This window comes from Anaerovorax sp. IOR16, from assembly GCF_017168145.1.
GTDB lineage: Bacteria > Bacillota > Clostridia > Peptostreptococcales > Anaerovoracaceae > IOR16.
On record NZ_JADQTL010000009.1, the window covers coordinates 807,778 to 830,833 of the forward strand.

Genomic DNA, 23,056 nt, shown 5'->3' on the forward strand with positions numbered 1-23,056 from the left:
GTTATTTATCTTCGGATTGCCCTCGGACTTCATCTTTTAAATTCTGCATAGCAAGGCGAATTAAAGAGAATATAGTTTTTCGAATGAACCATCTTGTTTCGTCATCAATGTTCTTAATGGCAGCGAGTGAAGTCACAGCCTTTTGCTGCCAGTTATCGGTTAAGTCATAATAGGTCTTGGCTTCCGTTGCTTTTACGACTTGATAGAGGGATTCGATAAACATTTTTCTTTTTTCATCATCCAGAGAATTTAACCAGGCGTTAATGGCCTTGTTCAGAAGCAGAGCACTACCTGCTACTGTTTGTACGTATTCAAAATCATTATCCTTTATGGCCCATGAGAATGGGTCATGCTGTAAAATTCCTATGCGGTTGCTTTTTACAACAGAGTAGGTATCGATATGCTGTAAAAGCATACCGACTAAAGCGGATTCCGGAAGAGTTTTATAAATGCGCTCTTTCATTATAGAATATTCTTTGCATTGAATTACCTCTTCCCGGAAGCCGGGACCATCGTGACTGAAAATGTGAGTAATTCTTTTCTGAGTTTCGGGGTCACATTTAATTCCGGAATAGACTGCAAGGTTTCCACCTTTAGAATGACCACCTACTTTTAAATCACAGGAAAACTGTTTTCCTATAAAATTTAAATAGGAAACGGCTTCTTCTTGAGACGGAATAGGAGTCAAAAAGGCCATATTAAAATCTTCTTTCCAGCCAACAAAAGAAGCATCTGTTCCACGATATGCCAAATAAGCCGTTTCGTCATCAAGAAGGAATGTAACGGCAGAAAATTGTTTTTCTGCTTCATAATCTAGTTTATTTACATAAAAACAAAGCTTTAAATTATGAAACCTTGGGCTTTTTAATAGCGCATTAAATAATTTTTGATTGCTTTCGCTGTCTCGTACATTGATAAATGCTGCATCCAAATTTTCTTTCTCTTTGATTTCTTTAAGATGTATCGGATCAGCGGCATTGGAGATGCTTGGTACGATTCCATCAAAATATAGGTACGCAAGTTGAGAAAGTACCAGACTGTCTACGGTATTAAAAGACTTTGATTGGAATGTTTCTTTAAATTCAGATACATAATCAATGATGTTTTTCATAGAGTTTCCTTCCACAATATATTAAATTACCTTTGTTTTCCATAATTATTGGGTTTAAGCATTGAAGCATTTGATGATATTTACTATAATATACAAATAAGGGAAAATCAATGAGTGAGTTTTTATTATATTTAGATTGTCTTTTTTTTGCCTTTTTCATGCTTTTTTATCTCTTTAAATTGTGCAGGAAAAGAGAGGTATGAAGAGTTATATTGATCTATACTTTATGGTAAGGAGTTGACTGAATGGAATGGATTGAACGCTTAAATGGTGCAGTGAGTTACATTGAGGAGCATTTGACAGATCACATTGATTATGATCAAGCGGCAAAAATTGCTTGCTGCTCGGTATATCATTTTCAAAGGATGTTTTCCTATATCGCAGATGTATCGCTTTCCGAATACATTCGAAGAAGACGTATGACAATGGCAGCGGTTGACTTGCAAAGTGGTGAGGATAAAGTCGTCGATGTTGCTATAAAGTTTGGGTATGATTCACCAACTGCATTTAATCGAGCGTTTCAAAGTGTACATGGCGTTGCGCCTTCCCAAGCCAAAAAAGAGGGTGTAACTTTAAAAGCATTTCCACCGATCAGCTTCAAAATTACTATTAAAGGAGAGGTTGAAATGAATTATCGGATTGAAAAAAAAGAAGCGTTTCGTATTGTTGGTGTTTCTGAACCGCTTTATCGAGAGGTTGAGAAAAATTTTGAGATAGTGCCACAAATGTGGCAAAGGATTGCAATGAATGGAACGATTGAAAAGTTAGTTTCTATGGTAGATGGACAGCCGGGGGGCGTACTTGGTGTAAGCTTATGCAATGAGCAGGAAGATTGGAAATATTATATTGCGGTTACAAGTAATAAAGTGATTGACGATTCCCTAGAAGAATATACAGTTCCAGCTGCAACTTGGGCTATTTTTTCTGGAGAAGGTCCTATGCCACATTCAATACAAGAGATGGAAAAGAGAATCATAACGGAATGGTTTCCAACATCGGGATATGAATATGGCAATGCACCTGACATTGAAGTGTATCTCAATGCAGATCCCCAAAATGCAAAATTTGAAATTTGGGTCCCGGTTATAAAAAAAGCATAAAACTCTCTACGGAGCGTTGATTGAATTCTTAACCTTCTATGTTTAACCTTAAAGCATGGAGGTAATGAATTATGAAAAATAGGAGCTTTTATCCGATTGATATGCAAAAATGGCCGATGGCACAAATGTTTCACTACTATACGAAAATGGCACCGACGACCTATACTCTAAATGTAAATATGGATGTTACCGTTCTTAGGAACACATTAAAGGAGAAAGGGTATAAATTTTTTCCTACATATTTATATTTAGTAACTAGAGCAATTGGAAAACAAAAAGAATTTCGTGTTGGTCTAAAAGATGGAGTTTTAGGTTATTGGGATTGCTTGACTCCCACATATCCTCAATTTCATGAAGATGATAAAACAACGTCTTTGCTATGGACGCAATACGATGAGAATTTTTTAGTCTTTTATAACCAATATATTGAGGATACAGGAAAGTATGGTAATAGTCACGGTATTCTTTCATCGAAAGGTTTACCCTTACCAAATGCATATGTTATATCCTGTATCCCTTGGTTTACATTTAATAGTTTTTCACTGCATAATCATGGACTCAAAGATTATTATTTTCCCAGCTTTGAGGCAGGAGGATTTATAGAGTCAAACAGTAGAATACTGATGCCTTTATCGGTTACCGTTCATCACGCAACCATCGAAGGATATCATTTAAAGGTATTTTTTAAAGAATTGCAAAGAACAATGGATCATCCAGAAGAATGGCTTTAAGGATTAAATTTTTTATATTATACTTTTTGTAAACAATTATTCAATAAGAACGAAAAGGAGAAGATTATTATGGAACTTAAAAACATTTATGCGGTTTATTTCAGTGCCACAGGTACTACGGAAAAAATTGTAACACGGATTGCGAAAGGTTTAAGTGAAAAAATGAAACTTCCTATTTCGAATATTGATTTTACGTTACCAAAAGTACGAGAAGAAAAGCTGCAATTTTCTGCGGAAGACATTGTTGTTTTCGGAACACCGGTTTACGCAGGTCGAGTTCCGAATGTACTTTTACCGTATTTAACCAATAACATACAAGGGAATGATGCATTGGCCATACCGATTGTTTTGTATGGCAATCGCAACTATGACGATGCTTTAATTGAGCTTCGCAATATTTTAGAAGAAAATAAATTTCATACGATTGGTGGGGGAGCTTTTATTGGAGAGCATTCCTTTTCCTATACCTTGGCTGCACATAGACCGGATGATAACGATATAAAAATAGCAGATGAATTTACAGAGAAAATTTGTACATATATACATGGACTGAGTGAAACGCCATCAACTCCGGCTTTTGTAGAAGGAGAAGAACCAATTCGACCGTATTATACACCAAGGGATCGTAAAGGAAACCCTGTAAATATTTTAAAGGTTAAACCGAAAACAAAGGATAGCTGTACCCAATGTGGAATTTGTGCAGAGGTTTGTCCTATGGGTTCTATTAGCCGTGAGGATGTAACGCAGTATATTGGTATTTGCATCAAATGTGGAGCATGTGTAAAAAAGTGTCCTGAGGGTGCAAAATACTATGATGACGAAAAGTATCTTTATCATCAACATGAATTGGAAGATGGATTCGCAAGGCGTGCTGAGCCAGAACTTTTTATTGGGTAATTCAGGAGTAGATTGAGTTAGGGATGGGAGAAGAATTATGAAGTTTCAGTTGGCACTTTTAGCCGTAAAGAGTGTTGGAGTTTCTAAAAAATTTTATGGGGAATTGTTTAATCAAACAGTTACCCTTGATTTAGGAAGAAATGTGACCTTTAGTGGGGGATTTGCAATACAAGAAGATTTTGATTGGTTAACAAACATTCCGACAGACTCGGTGCTTCAAAAATCACATAATATGGAGCTGTATTTTGAAGTCGAAGACTTTGATGGTTTTATTCAAAGATTAGAATCATATCCGAATATTGTATATGTGCATGAACCAAAGATGCATGAATGGAAACAAAGGGTAGTTCGTATTTATGATCCGGATTATCATATGATTGAAATTGGAGAATCTATGGCGGTCATTGCAAAAAGATATATATCACAAGGACATTCGATAGAGGAAACGGCAGAAATAATCCAACATCCTGTCGAGTTTGTAAAAGCATGCCTGTAATATTAATAAATTAGAACAATTCAATATGATTCGGCTTCGGCATAGTATTTTTTACTATGTCGTTTTATTTTCTATGCGGATAATATGCAGGCAAATATATTCAATATGTATTTTAATTAATGTTATTTTCTATATATATGAAAGGAAAATAACCATGAAGAATTTAAATATATAAAACGTATGATACATTTGCCTTTTACTGAAGAATTTTTTGATGTTGTAATAAATCCTAATATAAAATGTAGTCCTCCTATTAATACGCTTTATGATTAAATGAAATGTTTTGATGAGGCTTGAGAAGATTGGTTAGACTGCGATAATGAAATTGTAAATAAAAAAGTGAAATATTATAAAAAAGTAGTTGACAGAGAAGGCATAACTTGCTATTATAGTTAAGCTGTCTCGTGAAGGCGGTTGAATGAAAACCTTGATTGGTTTTTCATCAACTGAATGAGCACCACAAAAAAAATGTCGAAAAACAAAAAAGTGGTTGACAGAAATGCCAAAACTTGGTATTATAAATAAGCTGTTTCGTAAAGAACGAAGCAGTAAAACGGTGATTAAAAGTGAAAAGAATTACTTTTGAACGCCAAGGCAGGGACCACGAAAAAAGTTGAAAAACAGAAAAAAGTGGTTGACAAAATGAGCACAGAGAGCTATAATAAAAAAGTTCCGTCAAGACGGAGCGGCGCTTGAAAAAAGCGCATCGGACGATAAAAATCTACAAATTAAAGTTTGTGATTTTTCAGTCCAGAGCCTTCTAGCATTTGCGCATTGCACAAATGAAGATAGGTTCACGAACCTTGAAAACTCCATAGTGTAGAAATTGAGTCAAAGAGATTTTTAAGTAAATCTCAAACGTCGAAACAGTGCAAACTGACAGAGACGAAAAAGACTTAAGTACAAAAACAATCTGCAAAAGATTGGTAAGAAACATTCAATGAATTGGATGGATCTTCGTACAATTTCTTAAAAACAATAATTTCAGATTCGTATGCAAATATGAAATGAAAAAAAGAAGCGAAACGCAATGCGTTTGGCTGAGCTAGATTTGAAGGCTCCGTAAGGAGCGTTTAGATACCAAATTTATTAAGAGTTTGATCCTGGCTCAGGATGAACGCTGGCGGCGTGCCTAACACATGCAAGTCGAGCGAGAAGCTCATGAATGAAACTTCGGTCGAATGATTGAGCGGAAAGCGGCGGACGGGTGAGTAACGCGTAGGCAACCTGCCCCATACAGAGGGATAGCCTCGGGAAACCGGGATTAATACCTCATAACGCGCGAGTATCTCATGATACTTTCGCCAAAGATTTATCGGTATGGGATGGGCCTGCGTCTGATTAGTTAGTTGGTGAGGTAACGGCTCACCAAGGCAGCGATCAGTAGCCGACCTGAGAGGGTAATCGGCCACATTGGAACTGAGACACGGTCCAAACTCCTACGGGAGGCAGCAGTGGGGAATATTGCACAATGGGCGCAAGCCTGATGCAGCAACGCCGCGTGAGCGATGAAGGCTTTCGGGTCGTAAAGCTCTGTCCTTGGGGAAGAAAAAAATGACGGTACCCTTGGAGGAAGCCCCGGCTAACTACGTGCCAGCAGCCGCGGTAATACGTAGGGGGCAAGCGTTATCCGGAATTATTGGGCGTAAAGAGTACGTAGGTGGTTATGTAAGCGTGGGGTGAAAGGCAATGGCTCAACCATTGTTAGCCTTACGAACTGCATGGCTTGAGTGCAGGAGAGGAAAGCGGAATTCCTAGTGTAGCGGTGAAATGCGTAGATATTAGGAGGAACACCAGTGGCGAAGGCGGCTTTCTGGACTGTAACTGACACTGAGGTACGAAAGCGTGGGGAGCAAACAGGATTAGATACCCTGGTAGTCCACGCCGTAAACGATGAGCACTAGGTGTCGGGGGAGCGATCCTTCGGTGCCGTAGTTAACGCATTAAGTGCTCCGCCTGGGGAGTACGCACGCAAGTGTGAAACTCAAAGGAATTGACGGGGACCCGCACAAGCAGCGGAGCATGTGGTTTAATTCGAAGCAACGCGAAGAACCTTACCAGGGCTTGACATCCCTCTGACCGTCTCTTAATCGAGACTTCTCTTCGGAGCAGAGGTGACAGGTGGTGCATGGTTGTCGTCAGCTCGTGTCGTGAGATGTTGGGTTAAGTCCCGCAACGAGCGCAACCCTTGTCATTAGTTGCCAGCAGTTCGGCTGGGCACTCTAGTGAGACTGCCGGGGATAACTCGGAGGAAGGTGGGGATGACGTCAAATCATCATGCCCCTTATGTTCTGGGCTACACACGTGCTACAATGGCCGGTACAGAGAGAAGCAATCTCGTGAGAAGGAGCAAAACTCTAAAACCGGTCCCAGTTCGGATTGTAGGCTGAAACTCGCCTACATGAAGTTGGAGTTGCTAGTAATCGCGGATCAGAATGTCGCGGTGAATGCGTTCCCGGGTCTTGTACACACCGCCCGTCACACCATGGAAGTTGGGGGCGCCCGAAGTTGGCCGAGTAATAGGTTACCTAAGGCGAAATCAATGACTGGGGTGAAGTCGTAACAAGGTAGCCGTATCGGAAGGTGCGGCTGGATCACCTCCTTTCTAAGGAGACTACAATTTCTACACTATGAGTTTATATATATTTTATATATGGGGAATTAGCTCAGCTGGGAGAGCACCTGCCTTGCACGCAGGGGGTCAAGAGTTCGATCCTCTTATTCTCCACCATACACCGCAAGGTGTAAGTTATGTACCTTGAAAACTGAACAATGTAAATCTTAAAATTCAAATTAAGACGAAATCGAGAGCACTTGTCGAAAGACAAGAGCAAAACAGTAAGTAAAAACTAAGACAGTCTTTTCGAGAGCAATTCGGAAACGAATGTTCAGGAAAAAACTGCATAGGGTTTACTACAATTTCAAATTAATTTAACCGAGAAACCAGAAAATTACTAAGTTTTTTAACATAGTATTAAAATTAGTCCATAATTACTCAGTGGACGATTCACTTAGGTCAAGTGAATAAGAGCATAAGGTGAATGCCTTGGCACTAGGAGCCGAAGAAGGACGTGACAAGCTGCGATAAGCTACGGGCAGGTGCAAATAACCGTTAATCCGTAGATTTCCGAATGGGGCAACCCACTTGTGGTAATGCGCAAGTATCCTATACTGAATCAAATAGGTATAGAGAAGGTAACCCGGGGAACTGAAACATCTAAGTACCCGGAGGAAGAGAAAGAAACATCGATTCCCTCAGTAGCGGCGAGCGAACGGGGAAGAGCCCAAACCGGATTTATCCGGGGTTGTGGACCACTCATCACTTACAAGATTTATAGTCGAAACGATCTGGAAAGTTCGACCGTAGAAGGTAAAAGTCCTGTAGACGAAATAAATCGAGTAAAGAGTGGCACCAGAGTACCACCAGGCACGTGAAACCTGGTGGGAAGCAGGGGGGCCCACCCCCCAAGGCTAAATACTACCTAGTGACCGATAGAGAATAGTACCGTGAGGGAAAGGTGAAAAGAACCCCGGAAGGGGAGTGAAATAGAACCTGAAACCTTATGCTTACAAGCAATGGGAGCGCAAGTGACCATGTACTTTTTGTAGAACGGGCCAACGAGTTATGGTATGCAGCGAGGTTAAGGTGTTCAGCACCGGAGCCGAAGCGAAAGCGAGTCTGAATAGGGCGTCGAGTTGTATGCTGTAGACCCGAAACCGGGTGACCTATCCATGTGCAGGTTGAAGTATCCGTAAAAGGATATGGAGGACCGAACCCATGTCTGTTGAAAAAGGCTGGGATGACGTGTGGATAGCGGTGAAATTCCAATCGAACTCGGATATAGCTGGTTCTCCTCGAAATAGCTTTAGGGCTAGCCTCAAGGTAAGATACGCGGAGGTAGAGCACTGAATGTCCTAGGGGCCTTCACCGGTTACCGAAGACTATCAAACTCCGAATGCCGCAGTATTATACTTGGGAGTCAGACTATGTGAGATAAGTTTCATAGTCGAAAGGGAAACAGCCCAGACCAACAGCTAAGGTCCCAAAATGTAAGTTAAGTGGAAAAGGATGTGGAGCTGCATAGACAACTAGGATGTTGGCTTAGAAGCAGCCACTCATTTAAAGAGTGCGTAATAGCTCACTAGTCGAGTGGCTCTGCGCCGAAGATAAACGGGGCTAAAACTTACTACCGAAGCTTTGGAATTGCGTATGCAATTGGTAGAGGAGCATTCTGTACGGGCAGAAGCTGTACTGTAAGGTATGGTGGACTGTACAGAAGAGAGAATGTTGGCATGAGTAGCGAGAGGTAGGTGAGAATCCTACCCGCCGAAAATCTAAGGTTTCCTGAGGAAGGTTCGTCCACTCAGGGTTAGTCGGGGCCTAAGCCGAGAGCGAACGCTGTAGGCGATGGACAACAGGTTGAGATTCCTGTACCACCGAAAATCGTTTGAGCGAAGTGGGGACACAGAAGGATAAGTTGAGCACGCCGTTGGTTGAGCGTGTCTAAGCGTCAAGGGAGTTATGGTAGGCAAATCCGCCGTAACAATTCTGAGGCGTGATGGGGAGGGAAATAAAGTACCGAAGCAACTGATTTCACACTGTCAAGAAAAGCCGCTAGCGAGATTGTAGGTGCCCGTACCGCAAACCGACACAGGTAGATGAGGAGAGAATCCTAAGGCGAGCGAGAGAACTATTGTTAAGGAACTCGGCAAAATAACCCCGTAACTTCGGGAGAAGGGGAACCACAGAAATGTGGTCGCAGTGAAAAGGCCCAGGCGACTGTTTACCAAAAACACAGGTCTCTGCTAAAGCGAAAGCTGATGTATAGGGGCTGACGCCTGCCCGGTGCTGGAAGGTTAAGGGGAAGTGTCAGAGCAATCGAAGCACAGAACTTAAGCCCCAGTAAACGGCGGCCGTAACTATAACGGTCCTAAGGTAGCGAAATTCCTTGTCGGGTAAGTTCCGACCCGCACGAAAGGCGTAACGATCTGGGCACTGTCTCAACAATAGACTCGGTGAAATTGTAGTACCGGTAAAGATGCCGGTTACCCGCAGCAGGACGGAAAGACCCCGTGGAGCTTTACTGCAGCTTGATATTGGATTTCGGTGTTGCATGTACAGAATAGGTGGGAGGCTAAGAATCTAGGACGCCAGTTTTAGAGGAGCCGCCTTTGGGATACCACTCTTGTAACATTGAAGTTCTAACCACGTGCTGTAATCCAGTACTGGGACAGTGTCAGGCGGGCAGTTTGACTGGGGCGGTCGCCTCCTAAAGAGTAACGGAGGCGCCCAAAGGTTCCCTCAGCGCGGTCGGAAATCGCGCGAAGAGTGTAAAGGCAAAAGGGAGCTTGACTGCGAGACCTACAAGTCGAGCAGGGACGAAAGTCGGGCTTAGTGATCCGGTGGTTCCGAGTGGAAGGGCCATCGCTCAACGGATAAAAGCTACCCCGGGGATAACAGGCTTATACCCCCCAAGAGTCCACATCGACGGGGGTGTTTGGCACCTCGATGTCGGCTCGTCTCATCCTGGGGCTGAAGTAGGTCCCAAGGGTTGGGCTGTTCGCCCATTAAAGAGGTACGCGAGCTGGGTTCAGAACGTCGTGAGACAGTTCGGTCCCTATCCGCTGTGGGCGTCGGAAATTTGAGTGGAGCTGTCCTTAGTACGAGAGGACCGGGATGGACATACCTCTGGTGTACCAGTTGTTCTGCCAAGGGCACGGCTGGGTAGCTAAGTATGGACGGGATAAGCGCTGAAAGCATCTAAGTGCGAAGCCCCCCACAAGAATAGATTTCCTTCAGTTTACTGATAAGACCCGTGAGAGACTATCACGTTGATAGGTCGGAGGTGTAAGTATGGCAACATATTCAGCTGACCGATACTAATAGGTCGAACGCTTGACCAATGGTTTCAAGTAAGAAGTAAAAAGATTACATTGTTTGGTTTTGAGGGTACTAACCTTCAAAAAAATCTGGTGACTATAGCAAGGAGGTCACACCTGTTCCCATATCGAACACAGTAGTTAAGCTCCTTTGCGCTGATGGTACTTGGCGGGCAGCTGCCTGGGAGAGTAGGACGTCGCCAGTTTAAAAAAAGAAGTTATCTTTTGATAGCTTCTTTTTTTTATATATGAGAATTCTAATTTCATAGATAATTATCCGCCAAGTACCTACCATAATTTATTCGGCGGGAAGGTGCCCATTTTCCGCAGTCTTAAGCTGCAATGGAAAATGGGACAGCGAAGCGAAGCGGAGGAGTGAGCCATTGGCGAACGTTGCCTGGGAGAGTAGGACGTCGCCAGTTTTAAGTGAGAGCAGTTCTTGAAAAAGAGCTGCTTTTTTCTTGTTTTTGAAAGAACGTGGCTCGAACTTATGCAACTGGTAATGGAGTTAGTGGAAAGTTATTAACCAGTTGTAAACCTCTGACATTTATCTTGCAACGCAAGATCTTACTATAATATAAGTAGGTTCGCTTTTTTTATATATGAGAATTCTAATTTCACAGATAATTATCCGCCAAGTACCTACTGATAAAGAAAGAATCGTTTAATTGTAAAAACTTAAAATACATGATAAAGTTATGCATAAAGGGTTACTAATTTAATAATAAATACGAATTTGGAGAACGGATATGCCAAACATTAAAACTAAAGGATTAAATTCAAATCAACTTAAAATGATAGCAATTATCTCAATGACAATTGACCATCTAGCCAGCGTGATTTTTCCAAATTATCCAACCAATTTTGGAATTTTGCTATTACATATAATTGGAAGACTAGCCGCGCCTATTATGTGGTTTTTTATTGCAGAAGGATATCATTATACTCACGACTTAAAGAAGTATATTGAAAGGTTATTTCTCTTTGCCATTTTATCTCATTTTGCTTACAATTTTGCCTTTGGAATACCGTTTATTCCATTTCAAACAACGATTTTTAATCAGACAAGTGTCATTTGGCCTTTAGCTTGGGGGTTAGTTGCATTAACGATTTCAAAGAGTGAAAATCCGGCATTAAAGCAGTGGATGAAATCCGCACTTATAATAGGTATTACTGTAATTACATTCTGTGCTGATTGGAGTTCTATTGCTGTTTTAGCAATTTTAGCAATCGGAAATAATAGAGGAAATTTTAAAAAACAAATGACAGGAATGGTTGCATGGGTTGCTATGTATTCGATTGTTTACTTTTTATTTATTGATAAAATATATGGAGTTATACAGATGTTTGTAATTTTAACAATTCCATTACTAAAAAGATATAATGGAGAGCGAGGAAGCTGGAAAAATATGAAATGGTTTTTCTATATTTATTATCCATTACATCTTATTATTTGTGGGATCATTAGAATATCTTTATATGGTAATGTAGGAGTTATGATTGGCAGTTAAAAATTTTATAGCAAGTATGAAAAAATCTTTGATTGCGGTGACACTGCTCCGCACAAAATGTCAAGCGATAAAAATCATTTCCCCGTATAATAAGCTCATACAGAGAGGAGGTACGCGAAGTTGAATTGGATCAGTGGAATACAGAAGGCGGTCGATTACGTGGAAGCACATATCACCGAGGAACTGGACTTTAGTGAAATTGCAAAGCAGGCATATTCGTCAAGCTTTCATTTTCAGCGGGTGTTCAGCATTCTATGCGGTTTTACTCTAGGAGACTATATCCGTATGCGGAGGCTTTCTCTTGCCGGAAGCGAACTTGCAGCAACTGACACACGGATACTGGATATTGCCGTAAAATACGGCTATGATACTCAGGCAAGCTTCAGCCGTGCTTTGACACGTTTTCACGGAGTTACTCCGTCGCAGATACGAAGCGGAGCCAATCTTAAATCTTTTTCCCGTCTCTCTGTAAAACTAATTTTAAACGGAGGAAACATGATGGATTACAGAATTGAAACAAAGGACGCATTCAAAATTATCTGCAAAAAGATCAGCGTATCGTGCAAGAAAGAACTGACTACCGCCGAAATATCCGATTTCTGGCGGCAGTGCGGAACAGACGGAACAATCTCGGCGCTGTGCAAGTACATTCCAGAGAACAATGCTTTTGACGGGTGCATCGTCGGCGCAAGCTTCGGCAAGGACGCTTCCGACACGAATTTTCCCTATGGTATCGGCGCTCACTATAACGGCGCAACGGTTACGGAAAAGGATTTTACTGTAGAGGAAATTCCGGCGCATACCTACGCAGTGTTCAGGTGTGTGGGGGCAATGCCGGAAGCGTTCAATAAGTTATATCAGCAGATTTACAGCGAATTTTTCCCTGCAAGTGAGTATCAGCCCTGCGGCGGCACGGACTTCGAAGCGTATCCGTCGGCTGATGTGAGCGATCCCGGCTATACCTGTGAAATATGGGTTGCGGTCGAGAAAAAATAAAAGAAGTACATTTTATACTAACAAAGAGGACGAATGACCTGTACTACATTCAGGTTATCCGTCCCAATCATTATCATAGGAATCCATATTTACAGAAAATCTTTCACACACTCATTTAATAAAAAGAACTTATTATAGTTCAATATACTCGGGCTTATAAACAAGTTCTCCATTGGCTTTGTATATTATCTCATCACCAAAATAATGAGGTTCAGGTCTATCATTACTATCGCTCTTTACCCAACGATCAACCACACAATGATGCTCAAGTCCCAATGCATCAATGGCAATTACGGTTATTGTACAGGTCTGTTCGTTCTCTAACGCAATTTTCTCGTCAATCTCATAGTCAAACCGATCCCATTCTCTATTAGGGGAGATTTTCTTATCGGAAATTACTTTGTCATCTATTTTAATCACAAGGCGAGCCTCGGTAAAAGCAACACCGGATTCTGCTTGTTTATATTCAATATTTAAGTTTCCAGTTCTCTTATATTCACCTGAGCTATAGGATGAATGACCATCTAAGAACGCATACAATACAGGCAGTACCCTATCCTTGATATTTCCTATGGAAAAATCATTCAACTGTTCATTTTTTAGTATGTCACCATCCTCGATGATTACTTTGGGCGTAAATCCATCAAAAATACTTACAGGAATTATTGTGGTAAAGGTTGCTCCATTGCGCTTCATAGTAACATTTTTACCGGCTACATCAAGTGTTACAACACTGCTTTTTGTGATTTCTTTTGGTGTCAGGCTAAAGGTAACAGGAATGGTGAGGTCGTTTTGATTTATTTTTCCGAACTCATAGTCCATATAATCAATGATACTGGACTGGCGTTTTAACCTTTTATCTATATTTGAATAAATATTTCCAACCTCGGAAGAAACATTGGAAATACGTGATGAAAGATTACTTTCCATATTCTGAAGACTGCTTTGTAAATTGCTGATTTTCATAAATGATATTACATTTAATAAGCAAAGTACTATAATAATATGTAAACTGTATTTTTTCATAATTGATATCTCCTATTCCAATTTAATGATATTACTCTGAGAAATAAAATAATGTTTACGCAATATAATGTATAATAAATCTACGCAATAGCTTTCTTCACTCATTATATCATAAATTCTTCCTTTTTTTATCTTTAGGAATCTATTATAATAGAAAGAAAAAGATATCTTAAAAATGAGAAAAATGGAGTGTTTATGGGGTTAATTGGCGCAGTTTTGTTATTCTTTTTATTTATTTTAGTATACGTTATGATCGCAGAAATTTTTACAGTGTTATTTCGATTAACAGGGTTAACCGAAGAAAAGGCGAAGTTTCAGGTCATTTCTATGTTGACGAATAGTGGATATACGACACAGGAGAGTGAGGTAATAGCTACTTCAAAAATTCGACGAAAGCTTGCTCAAATTACAATGGTTTTTGGATATGCCTTTACGGTAACCATTGTGTCGTCTGTTGTGAATATTTTTTTAGCGTTAAAAAAAACTCAAATCCAGCATGTTATTTGGATTATAGGTATTCTTTGTTTTTTTGTAATAATATTATATATTTTTCAGAAATCACATTGGTTAAAAAAATCCTTTGATAAAAGAATTGAACGGATTGGGAATCGTATTATGTTTGGAAAACGTTCCAATCCAGTTGTTATATTGGACAACTATGAAGGTGTGGTTATGGCAGAAGTATATTTAACTAATATTCCTAAGTTTCTGGAAAGTGCAATGCTTAAAGAAACGGATTTAAAACAAAGATATAATGTTATAATTTTATTAATTAAACGAGATGAAGGACTTATAGAGAAAATTAACGGTGAAATCAGATTGAAAAAAAATGATACTTTAGTTGTGTTTGGTGAAAGAAAAAACATCAGGGCAGTATTTGAGAAAGTGGAAGATAAAATAGAAGGTTAGTTAAAAGGAGTGTTACTGTGGAACAATATCAAATTGTATACGATGCATTAAATAAAATGGGGATTTCTTATGAAATTGTAGAACATCCTCCCGCACTGACAACGGAGGATGCAGATCGTTATATTATTGGTAAAAAGGGGGTCCGAACTAAGACACTTTTTTTATGCAATCGAAAAAAATCTGCATATTATTTAATTATTATGGATGATGCTAAGCGGTTGGATATTAAAAGACTTGGTGAACTTTTAAATGAAAAAGGTATGAAGTTTTGTTCACCTGAGAATTTAATGGATAAAATGTCACTTTATCCAGGTGCGGTATCCTTATTTGGATTACTAAATAATGCAGAACATGATATTAAAGTTTATTTGGACAAGGATATGCTTTCAGAAAAAATAATCACATTTCATCCTAATGACAATACTAAAACATTGTTTATTTCCATGGAAGACATGTATAAATTTATTAGAGAATTGGGTTATGAATATTGTATCATTAATTTATAGGATAAGAGAGCTTCGCGACAGCGAAGCTTTCAGACTGTAGACAAAATACCTTGCTAAATTTATATTCTTATAATTTCTGCAAGGTATTTTCTATTTTTTCTATAAAGCTTTTAAAAAAAGAAAAAATAAAAGGATATCTCTATGCCATTTGATTCCTTCTTTCAGATTTATGAATCCATGTTGCTAGTTTTTTTAGATTCATGGACGCAAAAAGAAGATTCAGTTCCATTTCTATCTTCTGAATCCCTCGATATTGTGTATAACGCATATTATGTTTTTCTTTTGCATCGGCAAAGACTCGCTCAATGGTTTGACTCCGTAGTTTGTAAAGATCTCGATACTTTGGAGTATGACGAATGTCCTCACATTGCTCTATGTAGTTTTCCCATATATGACGTGTGACTACTTTTACATGGTCTTTACTTGCTGTGCATTCTGATAAGGAAGGGCAACTCTTGCAAATTTCTCCTTTACTCTTATATTCCCGATACCCTTCTCTATTTGTTGTAGTATAGTTTAACACTTGGTTTTCTGGGCATACAAAGCAATCATAGTATTCATCATAAGCATATTCGTGTTTTTTAAAATAACCATTTTTTGTCATAGGTCGTTTGTATGGTAGGATAGGAATTCGTTTATCTTTGAGTATTTCTCTAGCAATTGCAGGTGTTTTATATCCGGAATCCATTACAATATTTTTTACACCTTTATATCTTTTTACTTTTTCATAAATCTTTGGGAATGCAACTGAGTCATGTACATTTCCTGGATTTGTATGAAAAGCAAGTATGTAATTGTTTCGATCGCAAGCTACATTTGCAGCATAAGCAAATACTACCTTATGCTTTCCTTTATGAAATACGCCGCAATCCGGATCTACGGTACTTTTCTTGATTACTTTTGTCTTTTCTTTGGCTTCCGTTTTTTTTTACAAGCTTGTTTTCCTCGTTCAATGCGATCTTCGTTAATTTCTTTCATTAGTTCTTTTTCATAGTATTTAACGGATTCCAAAACGGTTTCTTTTTCACTGTTATGGTTATTTGCACTTGCTTTAATATGTGTACCGTCAATGAAAATGCTTTCTGAATTAATGAATTCATATTCCATGATTTCAGCAATGACTCTTTGAAAGATTTGTTCGAATAAGTCAGTATTTTGAAACCGACGAGAGTAGTTTTTACCAAAGGTAGAAAAGTGAGGAATTTCTTCCTCTAAACTATAACCAAGATACCATCGATAAGCTACATTCGTTTGAATTTCTTTAATGGTCTGTCTCATGGATCGAATACCAAAGGTATATTGAATGAGGGTAATTTTAATTAAGACAACAGGATCGATGCTTTCTTTTCCCACATCAGAATACAAATCTTTTACAAGGTCATAAATGAAAGAGAGATTAATCGCAGTATCTATCTTACGAATAATATGATCTTGTGGAACAAGAGAATTCAAGGTTACCATTTGAAATTGATCACGACCTAATAAATCTTTCTTACCCATCATAAAGCAAATACCTCCATGTATTTATACATATATTTTACCATAAATACAATAAAATGTATTACATTATGTAAAAAAAACTGTAGGCAAAGATAGAGATATCCTTGTCTACAGTCTGAGAGCTTCGCGACAGCGAAGCTTTTTCTTTAATCATTTTATAATGTCATTTACTTTTTGAATTATATAGTGTAATATTACACTATATGTGTTAAACTGCATTTTTAATATTACTTATATAGTAAAGTAATATTGCAGAGATAATTGATTACTGAATGGGGGTAAAAATGAAACTATCGTCTTTAATAAGGTTTTCGTTATTTGGTATTAGTACTATCCTATTTCATCGTAAAAAAGCCATACTGGGAACCATTATTGTAACAGATCAGTGTAATCTATCTTGCAAACATTGTTCCGTAAATAATCTTACCGGGGTTATACATCCATATAGACAAATTAAATCAGAAATGGAGTTACTTTATCAACAGGGAATTCGTATTTTATTTTTTTGTGGAGGTGAAACTTTTTTATGGAAGGATGGAGATAAGAATATAAGAGATTTGGTTATCGAGGCAAGGTCAATGGGTTTTTTGATTGTAAATGTAGTAACGAATGGAACTTTTAAAATAGATTTACCGGAAGCGGATCTTATTTTACTAAGTTTAGACGGAGACAAGGAAAAGCATAATTTCATTCGTGATGATACCTATGATACAATAATGGGAAACATTGATTCTGCAACATCGGATAATATTTGTTTGTATATGGCAATCAATCAGATAAATAAGAATATGATTGAAAGTGTTTGCAAAGTTGCAAAAAAGAAAGAAAAAATAAGGGCAGTCTCTTTTAATTTTCATACGCCATATCCTGACACAGAAGATTTGGAATTAAGTTCTCTCGAAAAAGAAAAATGTTGTAAAGAGATTGAAAGAATGATGAAAGAAGGGTATCCGATTTTTAATTTAAAAAGTGCATTTTCACATTTGATCAATAATACTTTTCCAACACCATGTTATCAATGCGTTGTTATGGAAAATGGAAAACAGTCTATTTGTGGTAGATGTGTTGATGTACCGGGTTTATGCGAAAAATGCGGCTATTTTTTTGCAGCTGAATATGCATTGATTTTTAAAGGAAACATATATGTAATTTTAGAAATGTTAAAAACATATTTGCGATATATATAAGGGGGATAAAGGGAGGAAATGAGTCTATTAACTACTGCTACAAGAATGTGGCTTACAAGGTCAGTAAAACCATTTTTATTTACCAATGAATATGACAATCAATTATTATATAGAAAAACAAATCATCTGGGACTTTATATACATATACCATTTTGTAAACTCATTTGTGATTTTTGTCCATATTGTAAAGTGTTGTATGAAGATAGAATTGCAAATGATTATGTAGATGCGTTGATAAAAGAAATTCATCTTGTTGGAGCTGCAAACAAGGAGAGAAAAGAAGTAACGAGTTTATATTTTGGTGGTGGTTCGCCTGCACTTATCGCAAATCGGATAAGAGACATTATTTCCGCGATTGAACAACATTTTATTATTACAGAGGGAATTGGTATTGAACTTCATCCGAATGATGTGTCTGTTCAGAAATTAAAAACACTGAAAGAGGCTGGCATTACAAAAATTAGTATAGGAATTCAGTCGTTTCAAGATGAATTTTTACAAATTTTAGGTAGAGAAAAAACCGATTATACAAGCATGTTTTATGCATTAAAAATGGTTGAATTTGAGACTATATCCATGGATTTTATCTTTGCTTTACCGAATCAGACTTTTGAATTAGTAAAACGTGATATTGATATGGCTTTTCAAAATGGAGCAAATCATATTGCAATTTATCCTTTTATTGATTTTTCTTTTACGAATAGTGCAGCAATTAAAATGAATTCAAAGGAGAAGAGAAAGCTGCTAGATACTATTACAGAGTATTGCAGGGAAAAAGGGTATATTCGAGATTCTATATGGACCTTTGCTAAATCTAAAACAAAGAAATACTCTTCAATGACACGGGATAATTTTTTGGGATTTGGTTGTTCTGCTACAACCTTGCTTGAAAAGCAATTTAAAATTAACACCTTTTCCATTGAAGCGTATATAAAACGAATTGAAAAGAATCAATTGCCAACTTCATTAACGGTTCGATTTACCTTAAGACAGCGAATGATTTATTATTTATTTTGGACAGCATACACAATGATAATTAATCCCAAAGAGTTTAAAAAGTTCTTTGGTGTCAAGCTGGAAAATCAATATGGCTTTGAATTATGGCTTGCAAAAATTTTTGGATTATTAAAAAGAAAAGATGACTATTATGAAATGACGATGAAAGGTGCGTACTACTATCATTACTATGAAAATTATTACACGCTTTCCTATATCGATCAAATGTGGAGTCTGATGCGAAAGGAGGCCTTTCCGAAGAAATTAGAACTCTAAATATAATTGGGCAAGACCTTTAAAAGTATAAAATATGAAGAGATTGTATTTATAGAAACCTTGTTAAAAGGATCTTATTATAGCAGTAAATAAGATCCTTTTTAAATACGAGTAATTAAAATCCATTATTTACCTTTTGACAAGTCGGAATTAATTCTATAAACTAAAAGTAAGCGGTGACTAACTAGTTGGTCGCATATTTTTTTCTTAATGGTTAGCCGTAACTAACTTTAAAAAATGGAAAGGAGGCATTACGTATTTCTTATTAGAAATTAGATTTTAAAATGATTTAATTATAATTTTTTTATAAAAGGAGATTGGAAATGGAAACATTTTTACCAGGATATATAATGGGTTTTCGAGAAGGGTTAGAAGCATTCTTGATTGTGGTTATTATCCTTCAGTATTTAAAGAAAAGCAAAAACGAATCTTTTAGAAAAAACGTTTATTATGGAACTATAATGGGAATTTCTTCTTCCCTTGCTATTGGAGGTATTCTTTACATTCTTTCTAAAGCCATTGACAGAATGGACGAAGTTGCAAAGCTATGGGAAAGTGCTGCAAGCTTTATTGCTTTAGTGCTGGTAACAACTTTTATATACTGGATGATTAAGCATGGTAGAAACATGGTAACAACCGTTGAAAATAAGGTTAGCACAAATTTATCAGCGTTTGGGATTACCAGCATTGCTTTTATTATGGTTGCTCGTGAAGGCGTAGAAGTTGCAATATTTACATTTGCAGGAAAATATACAATTATGCCTATCTTATCAGGTATATTAACTGCTATGGTATTGACGATATTAATTAATTATTCTCTTGTGAAAGTGAATTTAAAAGTACTATTTAACTTAACATTAGGTTATTTAATCCTTCAAGCAGGTTTCTTACTTGGCTATGGGATTCACGAAGGACTTTCAGCACTACATGCATTGAATTTAATTTCCAGTGAACATTTATTTTTAGTAAAAGCGTTTGATTTATCAGAAACAATTTTTAATCATAAAGAAGGAGTTATTGGACTGCCTTTATATGTGTTGTTTGGATGGTATTCAAAGCCAGAGATACCGCAATTCCTAATGCAATATCTTTATACGTTTTCACTATTTTACGTTTGGCATAAAGAAGTAAAGAAATAAAAAGTTTGGGTTAGATCAATGCATCTAACCCATTTTTATTAAGAAGGATGCGTTGCTATTATAGAAATAAAAAGATGCATTAATATTGTAAATTATCAGATAAAAATATGCTAAAATGAAATTATAATAAAACATGAGGGGGTAAGTGAATGAAGATCAGAGAAGCAAATATTTATGATGTAGAAGATATAAGCCGCATTTATGCACTCAGTTGGAAAGCTGCATATAAAGGAATGGTTCCACAAACATATTTGGACAATTTAAGAGAAGATTTTTGGGTATCTGCATTTAGTGATTGGATTTCGAATGAAATATTAAATGTAAAAGTGATTTGTGATGAAGAAAAAATGCTTGGGTGTATTGCATATGGAAAATCAAGAGATGAAAAATTCGAAGATTGGGGAGAAATTGTTTCTTTGTATATGTTACCTCAATATTATGGCAAAGGTTATGGGACAAAACTAATAAAAAATGCTTTGAACGACCTGGAATATATGGGCTTTAATAAAATATATTTATGGGTTTTGGAAGAAAATTTTAAAAGTAAAAAATTCTATGAAAAAAATGGTTTTATCTCAGAAAAAGAGAAATGTTCCTATTTTATCTCAGAAAAAGAGTTGATTCATCTACGTTTTATATATAAAATAAAATAAAATTTTATTTTACACCCAAATAAATATTCTTGTCAATAAAAATTTGATTTATTTTTTTGTTTATGGTAATATATATTCTATAAGAGAGGATATGGAAGATATAGGGGGGCAGAGAAATGAATCTACTCAATAAACAAGTTTTGCATAAGAGTTTTGGAAAAGGGAGTGTAGTAAAATACACAGATTCTCGTATAGAAATAAATTTTAAATCAGGAAATAAAAAGTTTCTTTTTCCTGATGCTTTTGGAAGATTTTTAACTTTAACGGATCCAAAAGCTGCTAATTCAGTAAGTAAAATGATACAGAAAAAGCAAGAGGAACTTGAGCAGGAAGCATTGATAATTGAAAAAGAAAGAGAAATACAACGGAAAGAACAGCAACTTCTCTTAGAGCGAGAAAGATTTATGGAAAATTTTAAAGTTCATCCGAGTTCACAGGCAGTTTTTTGGTGCGAAGAAAAAGATTATGATAAGATATTTACTGATTGGAAAGTTTTTACAGGTGTAGCTAAGAGTGGAAGTAAAAAGGGACAGCCAAATCGGCCAATTCGTCTTAATAAAAATAGTGCTTGCCTTTTAACAGCTAGAAATTCGAATATGTCTGAAAAAGGTCGCTCTATCATAGGCGTTTTTATGGTAGATGAATCTTTTATCGGTAAACTATGTGAAGACGGATATGTTCCTGCTGATTCACAGTACAGACTGCAGCTTTCTAAAGAAGAGTCGGATCAATTGCTTTTTTGGAATTATTATTTAAATGAAAAATATCCTAATAATATAACCTGGAATGCTGGAAAGTACCGATATTTTAATAATATTTGGATGGCTCAGATTCTAAGCGATATTGTTTCGCTGAAAAAGAATCAGGAGGAGAAAGAGTTTGCTCAGCGCTTTTTAGAATATTTTTGTCGTATGAATCGAATCGACGATAAAGAATTGCCAAAACCTATGGGTGCGTTGATTCAAAATCAAATTAAGATTAAGGGGTATAAGGGTACTTTCTATAAGGATGTAATTAGAGCGTCATCGTAATCATCGATGATGCTCTTTTGTATTCATTTATAAAATTGAATGTTATTGAAAAATAAATATTACTGTTTCTTTTTTAAATGGTAAAAAGTGTGTTAAAATGAAGTGTCGTGAATGGACGAAACAAAATTAAATAGATAAAGGAAGTAAGAAAATGAATCCATGTGAAAATAAATACAATAATTTAAAAATTGTTTATTACACAGGTACGGGTTGTACCGAAAAAGTTGCAGATTGCTTTTTTGAATCATTTATGCAAAAAAAGTGCTTCACATTTACTGAAAAAATTACATATAAGATGGAGTATTCATCACAAAAACATGATTTTCTATTATTAATTTTTCCCGTCCATGCAATGAATGCTCCCGATATGGTTTACCAATGGATTCGAGATATGGATAAGGTAAATGGAACGTATGCAGCTGTTATTTCTGTATCTGGTGGAGGCGAGATTATACCTAACACCGCATGTAGATTAAAAAGTATCAAATTACTTGAAGATAAGGGGTATCATATATGCTATGAAAAAATGCTTGTGATGCCTTCCAATTGTATCATACCAACACCTGAGTCTGTTGCAGCATTACTGATACAAATTTTACCTGATAAAGTATCAAAAATTGTAGAGGATATATTAAATGGTATCGATAATAGAACGACTCCTTATTTTATTGATCGTTTTTTCACGTTTTGCGGAAGAATTGAAACGTATGGCGCAAAATGGATTGGAAAAAGCATTCAAGTAACAAATAAGTGTAGCGGATGCGGCTGGTGCAGCCAAAACTGTCCAGCAGGTAATATTACTATGAAAAATGGTATACCGCATTTTGATTCAAAATGCCATCTTTGTTTGAAGTGTATTTACGGCTGCCCTAATAATGCTCTGTTTCCCAAAATAGCTCGATCTATTATTTTTAAAAAAGGTTTTGATCTTAAAAAAATAAGTCATATTAATGTTGAGGATCAGGAAACGGATATCATTAAATTGTGCAAAGGTAATGCATGGAATGGAGTAAAGAAATATTTATCGGAACGTTAATTTATAAAAAAAGTGCTGCTTTAAGGTAGCGCTTTTTTATTAAATAATATAAATAGATGAAATAAGAGAGTTGCA

The 23,056-nt window shown here is 36.9% G+C and carries 16 protein-coding genes, 1 tRNA gene, 3 rRNA genes and 1 pseudogene; 18 read left to right on the forward strand and 3 right to left on the reverse strand.

What is annotated here, in order from left to right; translation table 11 throughout:
* Window position 1: 1 nt before the first annotated feature.
* The gene (locus tag I2490_RS07580) at window positions 2–1,111 is read right to left on the reverse strand and encodes a DUF2974 domain-containing protein (protein ID WP_206459129.1); all 1,110 of its coding nucleotides are present in this window, start codon (window positions 1,109–1,111) and stop codon (window positions 2–4) included.
* 245 nt (window positions 1,112–1,356) lie between these two features.
* On the opposite strand from I2490_RS07580, the gene I2490_RS07585 reads away from it, so the two are divergent.
* From I2490_RS07585 to I2490_RS07630, 10 genes are all read left to right on the forward strand, one after another.
* The gene (locus I2490_RS07585; RefSeq protein ID WP_206459130.1) at window positions 1,357–2,211 is read left to right on the forward strand and encodes an AraC family transcriptional regulator; all 855 of its coding nucleotides are present in this window, start codon (window positions 1,357–1,359) and stop codon (window positions 2,209–2,211) included.
* Window positions 2,212–2,282: 71 nt separating this feature from the next.
* On the forward strand, window positions 2,283–2,942 hold the full coding sequence (locus I2490_RS07590; protein WP_206459131.1) for a CatA-like O-acetyltransferase: 660 nt from the start codon (window positions 2,283–2,285) through the stop codon (window positions 2,940–2,942).
* A 69-nt stretch (window positions 2,943–3,011) separates the two neighbouring features.
* Entirely contained in the window at window positions 3,012–3,839 is an 828-nt protein-coding gene (locus tag I2490_RS07595; RefSeq protein ID WP_206459132.1) for an EFR1 family ferrodoxin, read from the forward strand.
* A gap of 37 nt (window positions 3,840–3,876) precedes the next feature.
* Entirely contained in the window at window positions 3,877–4,335 is a 459-nt protein-coding gene (locus I2490_RS07600; RefSeq protein WP_206459133.1) for a VOC family protein, read from the forward strand.
* 1,085 nt (window positions 4,336–5,420) lie between these two features.
* Window positions 5,421–6,940: ribosomal RNA gene (locus I2490_RS07605) — 16S ribosomal RNA — on the forward strand.
* Between the two features lie 50 nt (window positions 6,941–6,990).
* A tRNA-Ala gene (locus I2490_RS07610) sits at window positions 6,991–7,066 on the forward strand.
* 283 nt (window positions 7,067–7,349) lie between these two features.
* Window positions 7,350–10,239 (forward strand): 23S ribosomal RNA (locus tag I2490_RS07615).
* A gap of 65 nt (window positions 10,240–10,304) precedes the next feature.
* A 5S ribosomal RNA gene (rrf, locus tag I2490_RS07620) occupies window positions 10,305–10,421 on the forward strand.
* Together the 16S, 23S and 5S rRNA genes with 1 tRNA gene alongside form the textbook arrangement of a ribosomal RNA operon.
* Window positions 10,422–10,964: 543 nt before the next feature.
* Window positions 10,965–11,726, forward strand: coding sequence for a TraX family protein (locus I2490_RS07625; protein ID WP_206459134.1), 762 nt, complete (start codon window positions 10,965–10,967; stop codon window positions 11,724–11,726).
* A gap of 120 nt (window positions 11,727–11,846) precedes the next feature.
* The gene (locus I2490_RS07630) at window positions 11,847–12,722 is read left to right on the forward strand and encodes an AraC family transcriptional regulator (protein ID WP_206459135.1); all 876 of its coding nucleotides are present in this window, start codon (window positions 11,847–11,849) and stop codon (window positions 12,720–12,722) included.
* A 132-nt stretch (window positions 12,723–12,854) separates the two neighbouring features.
* Here the strand turns inward: I2490_RS07630 and I2490_RS07635 are convergent, their stop codons facing one another.
* Window positions 12,855–13,748: a hypothetical protein gene (locus I2490_RS07635; protein WP_206459136.1), complete on the reverse strand. Its 894-nt coding sequence runs from the start codon at window positions 13,746–13,748 to the stop codon at window positions 12,855–12,857.
* Between the two features lie 195 nt (window positions 13,749–13,943).
* Here I2490_RS07635 and I2490_RS07640 point away from each other — a divergent pair, with 195 nt between their 5' ends.
* The gene (locus tag I2490_RS07640) at window positions 13,944–14,657 is read left to right on the forward strand and encodes a cation:proton antiporter regulatory subunit (RefSeq protein ID WP_206459137.1); all 714 of its coding nucleotides are present in this window, start codon (window positions 13,944–13,946) and stop codon (window positions 14,655–14,657) included.
* A gap of 17 nt (window positions 14,658–14,674) precedes the next feature.
* Complete coding sequence (locus I2490_RS07645; protein WP_330634602.1) at window positions 14,675–15,163, forward strand: prolyl-tRNA synthetase associated domain-containing protein; 489 nt, start codon at window positions 14,675–14,677, stop codon at window positions 15,161–15,163.
* Between the two features lie 139 nt (window positions 15,164–15,302).
* Here I2490_RS07645 and I2490_RS07650 read toward each other — a convergent pair.
* Window positions 15,303–16,666: pseudogene (locus I2490_RS07650) on the reverse strand (IS1182 family transposase).
* 281 nt (window positions 16,667–16,947) lie between these two features.
* On the opposite strand from I2490_RS07650, the gene I2490_RS07655 reads away from it, so the two are divergent.
* The 6 genes from I2490_RS07655 (at window position 16,948) to I2490_RS07680 (ending at window position 22,981) form a co-directional block, all read left to right on the forward strand.
* Entirely contained in the window at window positions 16,948–17,850 is a 903-nt protein-coding gene (locus tag I2490_RS07655) for a radical SAM protein (RefSeq protein ID WP_206459138.1), read from the forward strand.
* A gap of 18 nt (window positions 17,851–17,868) precedes the next feature.
* On the forward strand, window positions 17,869–19,122 hold the full coding sequence (locus tag I2490_RS07660; RefSeq protein ID WP_206459139.1) for a coproporphyrinogen-III oxidase family protein: 1,254 nt from the start codon (window positions 17,869–17,871) through the stop codon (window positions 19,120–19,122).
* A gap of 323 nt (window positions 19,123–19,445) precedes the next feature.
* Window positions 19,446–20,261: an FTR1 family iron permease gene (locus tag I2490_RS07665; RefSeq protein WP_206459140.1), complete on the forward strand. Its 816-nt coding sequence runs from the start codon at window positions 19,446–19,448 to the stop codon at window positions 20,259–20,261.
* 149 nt (window positions 20,262–20,410) lie between these two features.
* The gene (locus I2490_RS07670; protein ID WP_206459141.1) at window positions 20,411–20,914 is read left to right on the forward strand and encodes a GNAT family N-acetyltransferase; all 504 of its coding nucleotides are present in this window, start codon (window positions 20,411–20,413) and stop codon (window positions 20,912–20,914) included.
* Window positions 20,915–21,030: 116 nt separating this feature from the next.
* Window positions 21,031–21,945, forward strand: coding sequence for a hypothetical protein (locus tag I2490_RS07675; protein WP_206459142.1), 915 nt, complete (start codon window positions 21,031–21,033; stop codon window positions 21,943–21,945).
* 151 nt (window positions 21,946–22,096) lie between these two features.
* Window positions 22,097–22,981: an EFR1 family ferrodoxin gene (locus tag I2490_RS07680; protein WP_206459143.1), complete on the forward strand. Its 885-nt coding sequence runs from the start codon at window positions 22,097–22,099 to the stop codon at window positions 22,979–22,981.
* Window positions 22,982–23,056: the final 75 nt, after the last annotated feature.

Coding starts and splice junctions, on each gene's coding strand:
- I2490_RS07625 (WP_206459134.1), top strand. CDS start 10,965: ATGCCAAACATTAAAACTAAAGGATTAAATTCAAATCAACTTAAAATG.
- I2490_RS07675 (WP_206459142.1), top strand. CDS start 21,031: ATGAATCTACTCAATAAACAAGTTTTGCATAAGAGTTTTGGAAAAGGG.
- I2490_RS07665 (WP_206459140.1), top strand. CDS start 19,446: ATGGAAACATTTTTACCAGGATATATAATGGGTTTTCGAGAAGGGTTA.
- I2490_RS07655 (WP_206459138.1), top strand. CDS start 16,948: ATGAAACTATCGTCTTTAATAAGGTTTTCGTTATTTGGTATTAGTACT.
- I2490_RS07580 (WP_206459129.1), bottom strand. CDS start 1,111: ATGAAAAACATCATTGATTATGTATCTGAATTTAAAGAAACATTCCAA.
- I2490_RS07590 (WP_206459131.1), top strand. CDS start 2,283: ATGAAAAATAGGAGCTTTTATCCGATTGATATGCAAAAATGGCCGATG.
- I2490_RS07640 (WP_206459137.1), top strand. CDS start 13,944: ATGGGGTTAATTGGCGCAGTTTTGTTATTCTTTTTATTTATTTTAGTA.
- I2490_RS07670 (WP_206459141.1), top strand. CDS start 20,411: ATGAAGATCAGAGAAGCAAATATTTATGATGTAGAAGATATAAGCCGC.
- I2490_RS07635 (WP_206459136.1), bottom strand. CDS start 13,748: ATGAAAAAATACAGTTTACATATTATTATAGTACTTTGCTTATTAAAT.
- I2490_RS07660 (WP_206459139.1), top strand. CDS start 17,869: ATGAGTCTATTAACTACTGCTACAAGAATGTGGCTTACAAGGTCAGTA.
- I2490_RS07600 (WP_206459133.1), top strand. CDS start 3,877: ATGAAGTTTCAGTTGGCACTTTTAGCCGTAAAGAGTGTTGGAGTTTCT.
- I2490_RS07680 (WP_206459143.1), top strand. CDS start 22,097: ATGAATCCATGTGAAAATAAATACAATAATTTAAAAATTGTTTATTAC.
- I2490_RS07585 (WP_206459130.1), top strand. CDS start 1,357: ATGGAATGGATTGAACGCTTAAATGGTGCAGTGAGTTACATTGAGGAG.
- I2490_RS07595 (WP_206459132.1), top strand. CDS start 3,012: ATGGAACTTAAAAACATTTATGCGGTTTATTTCAGTGCCACAGGTACT.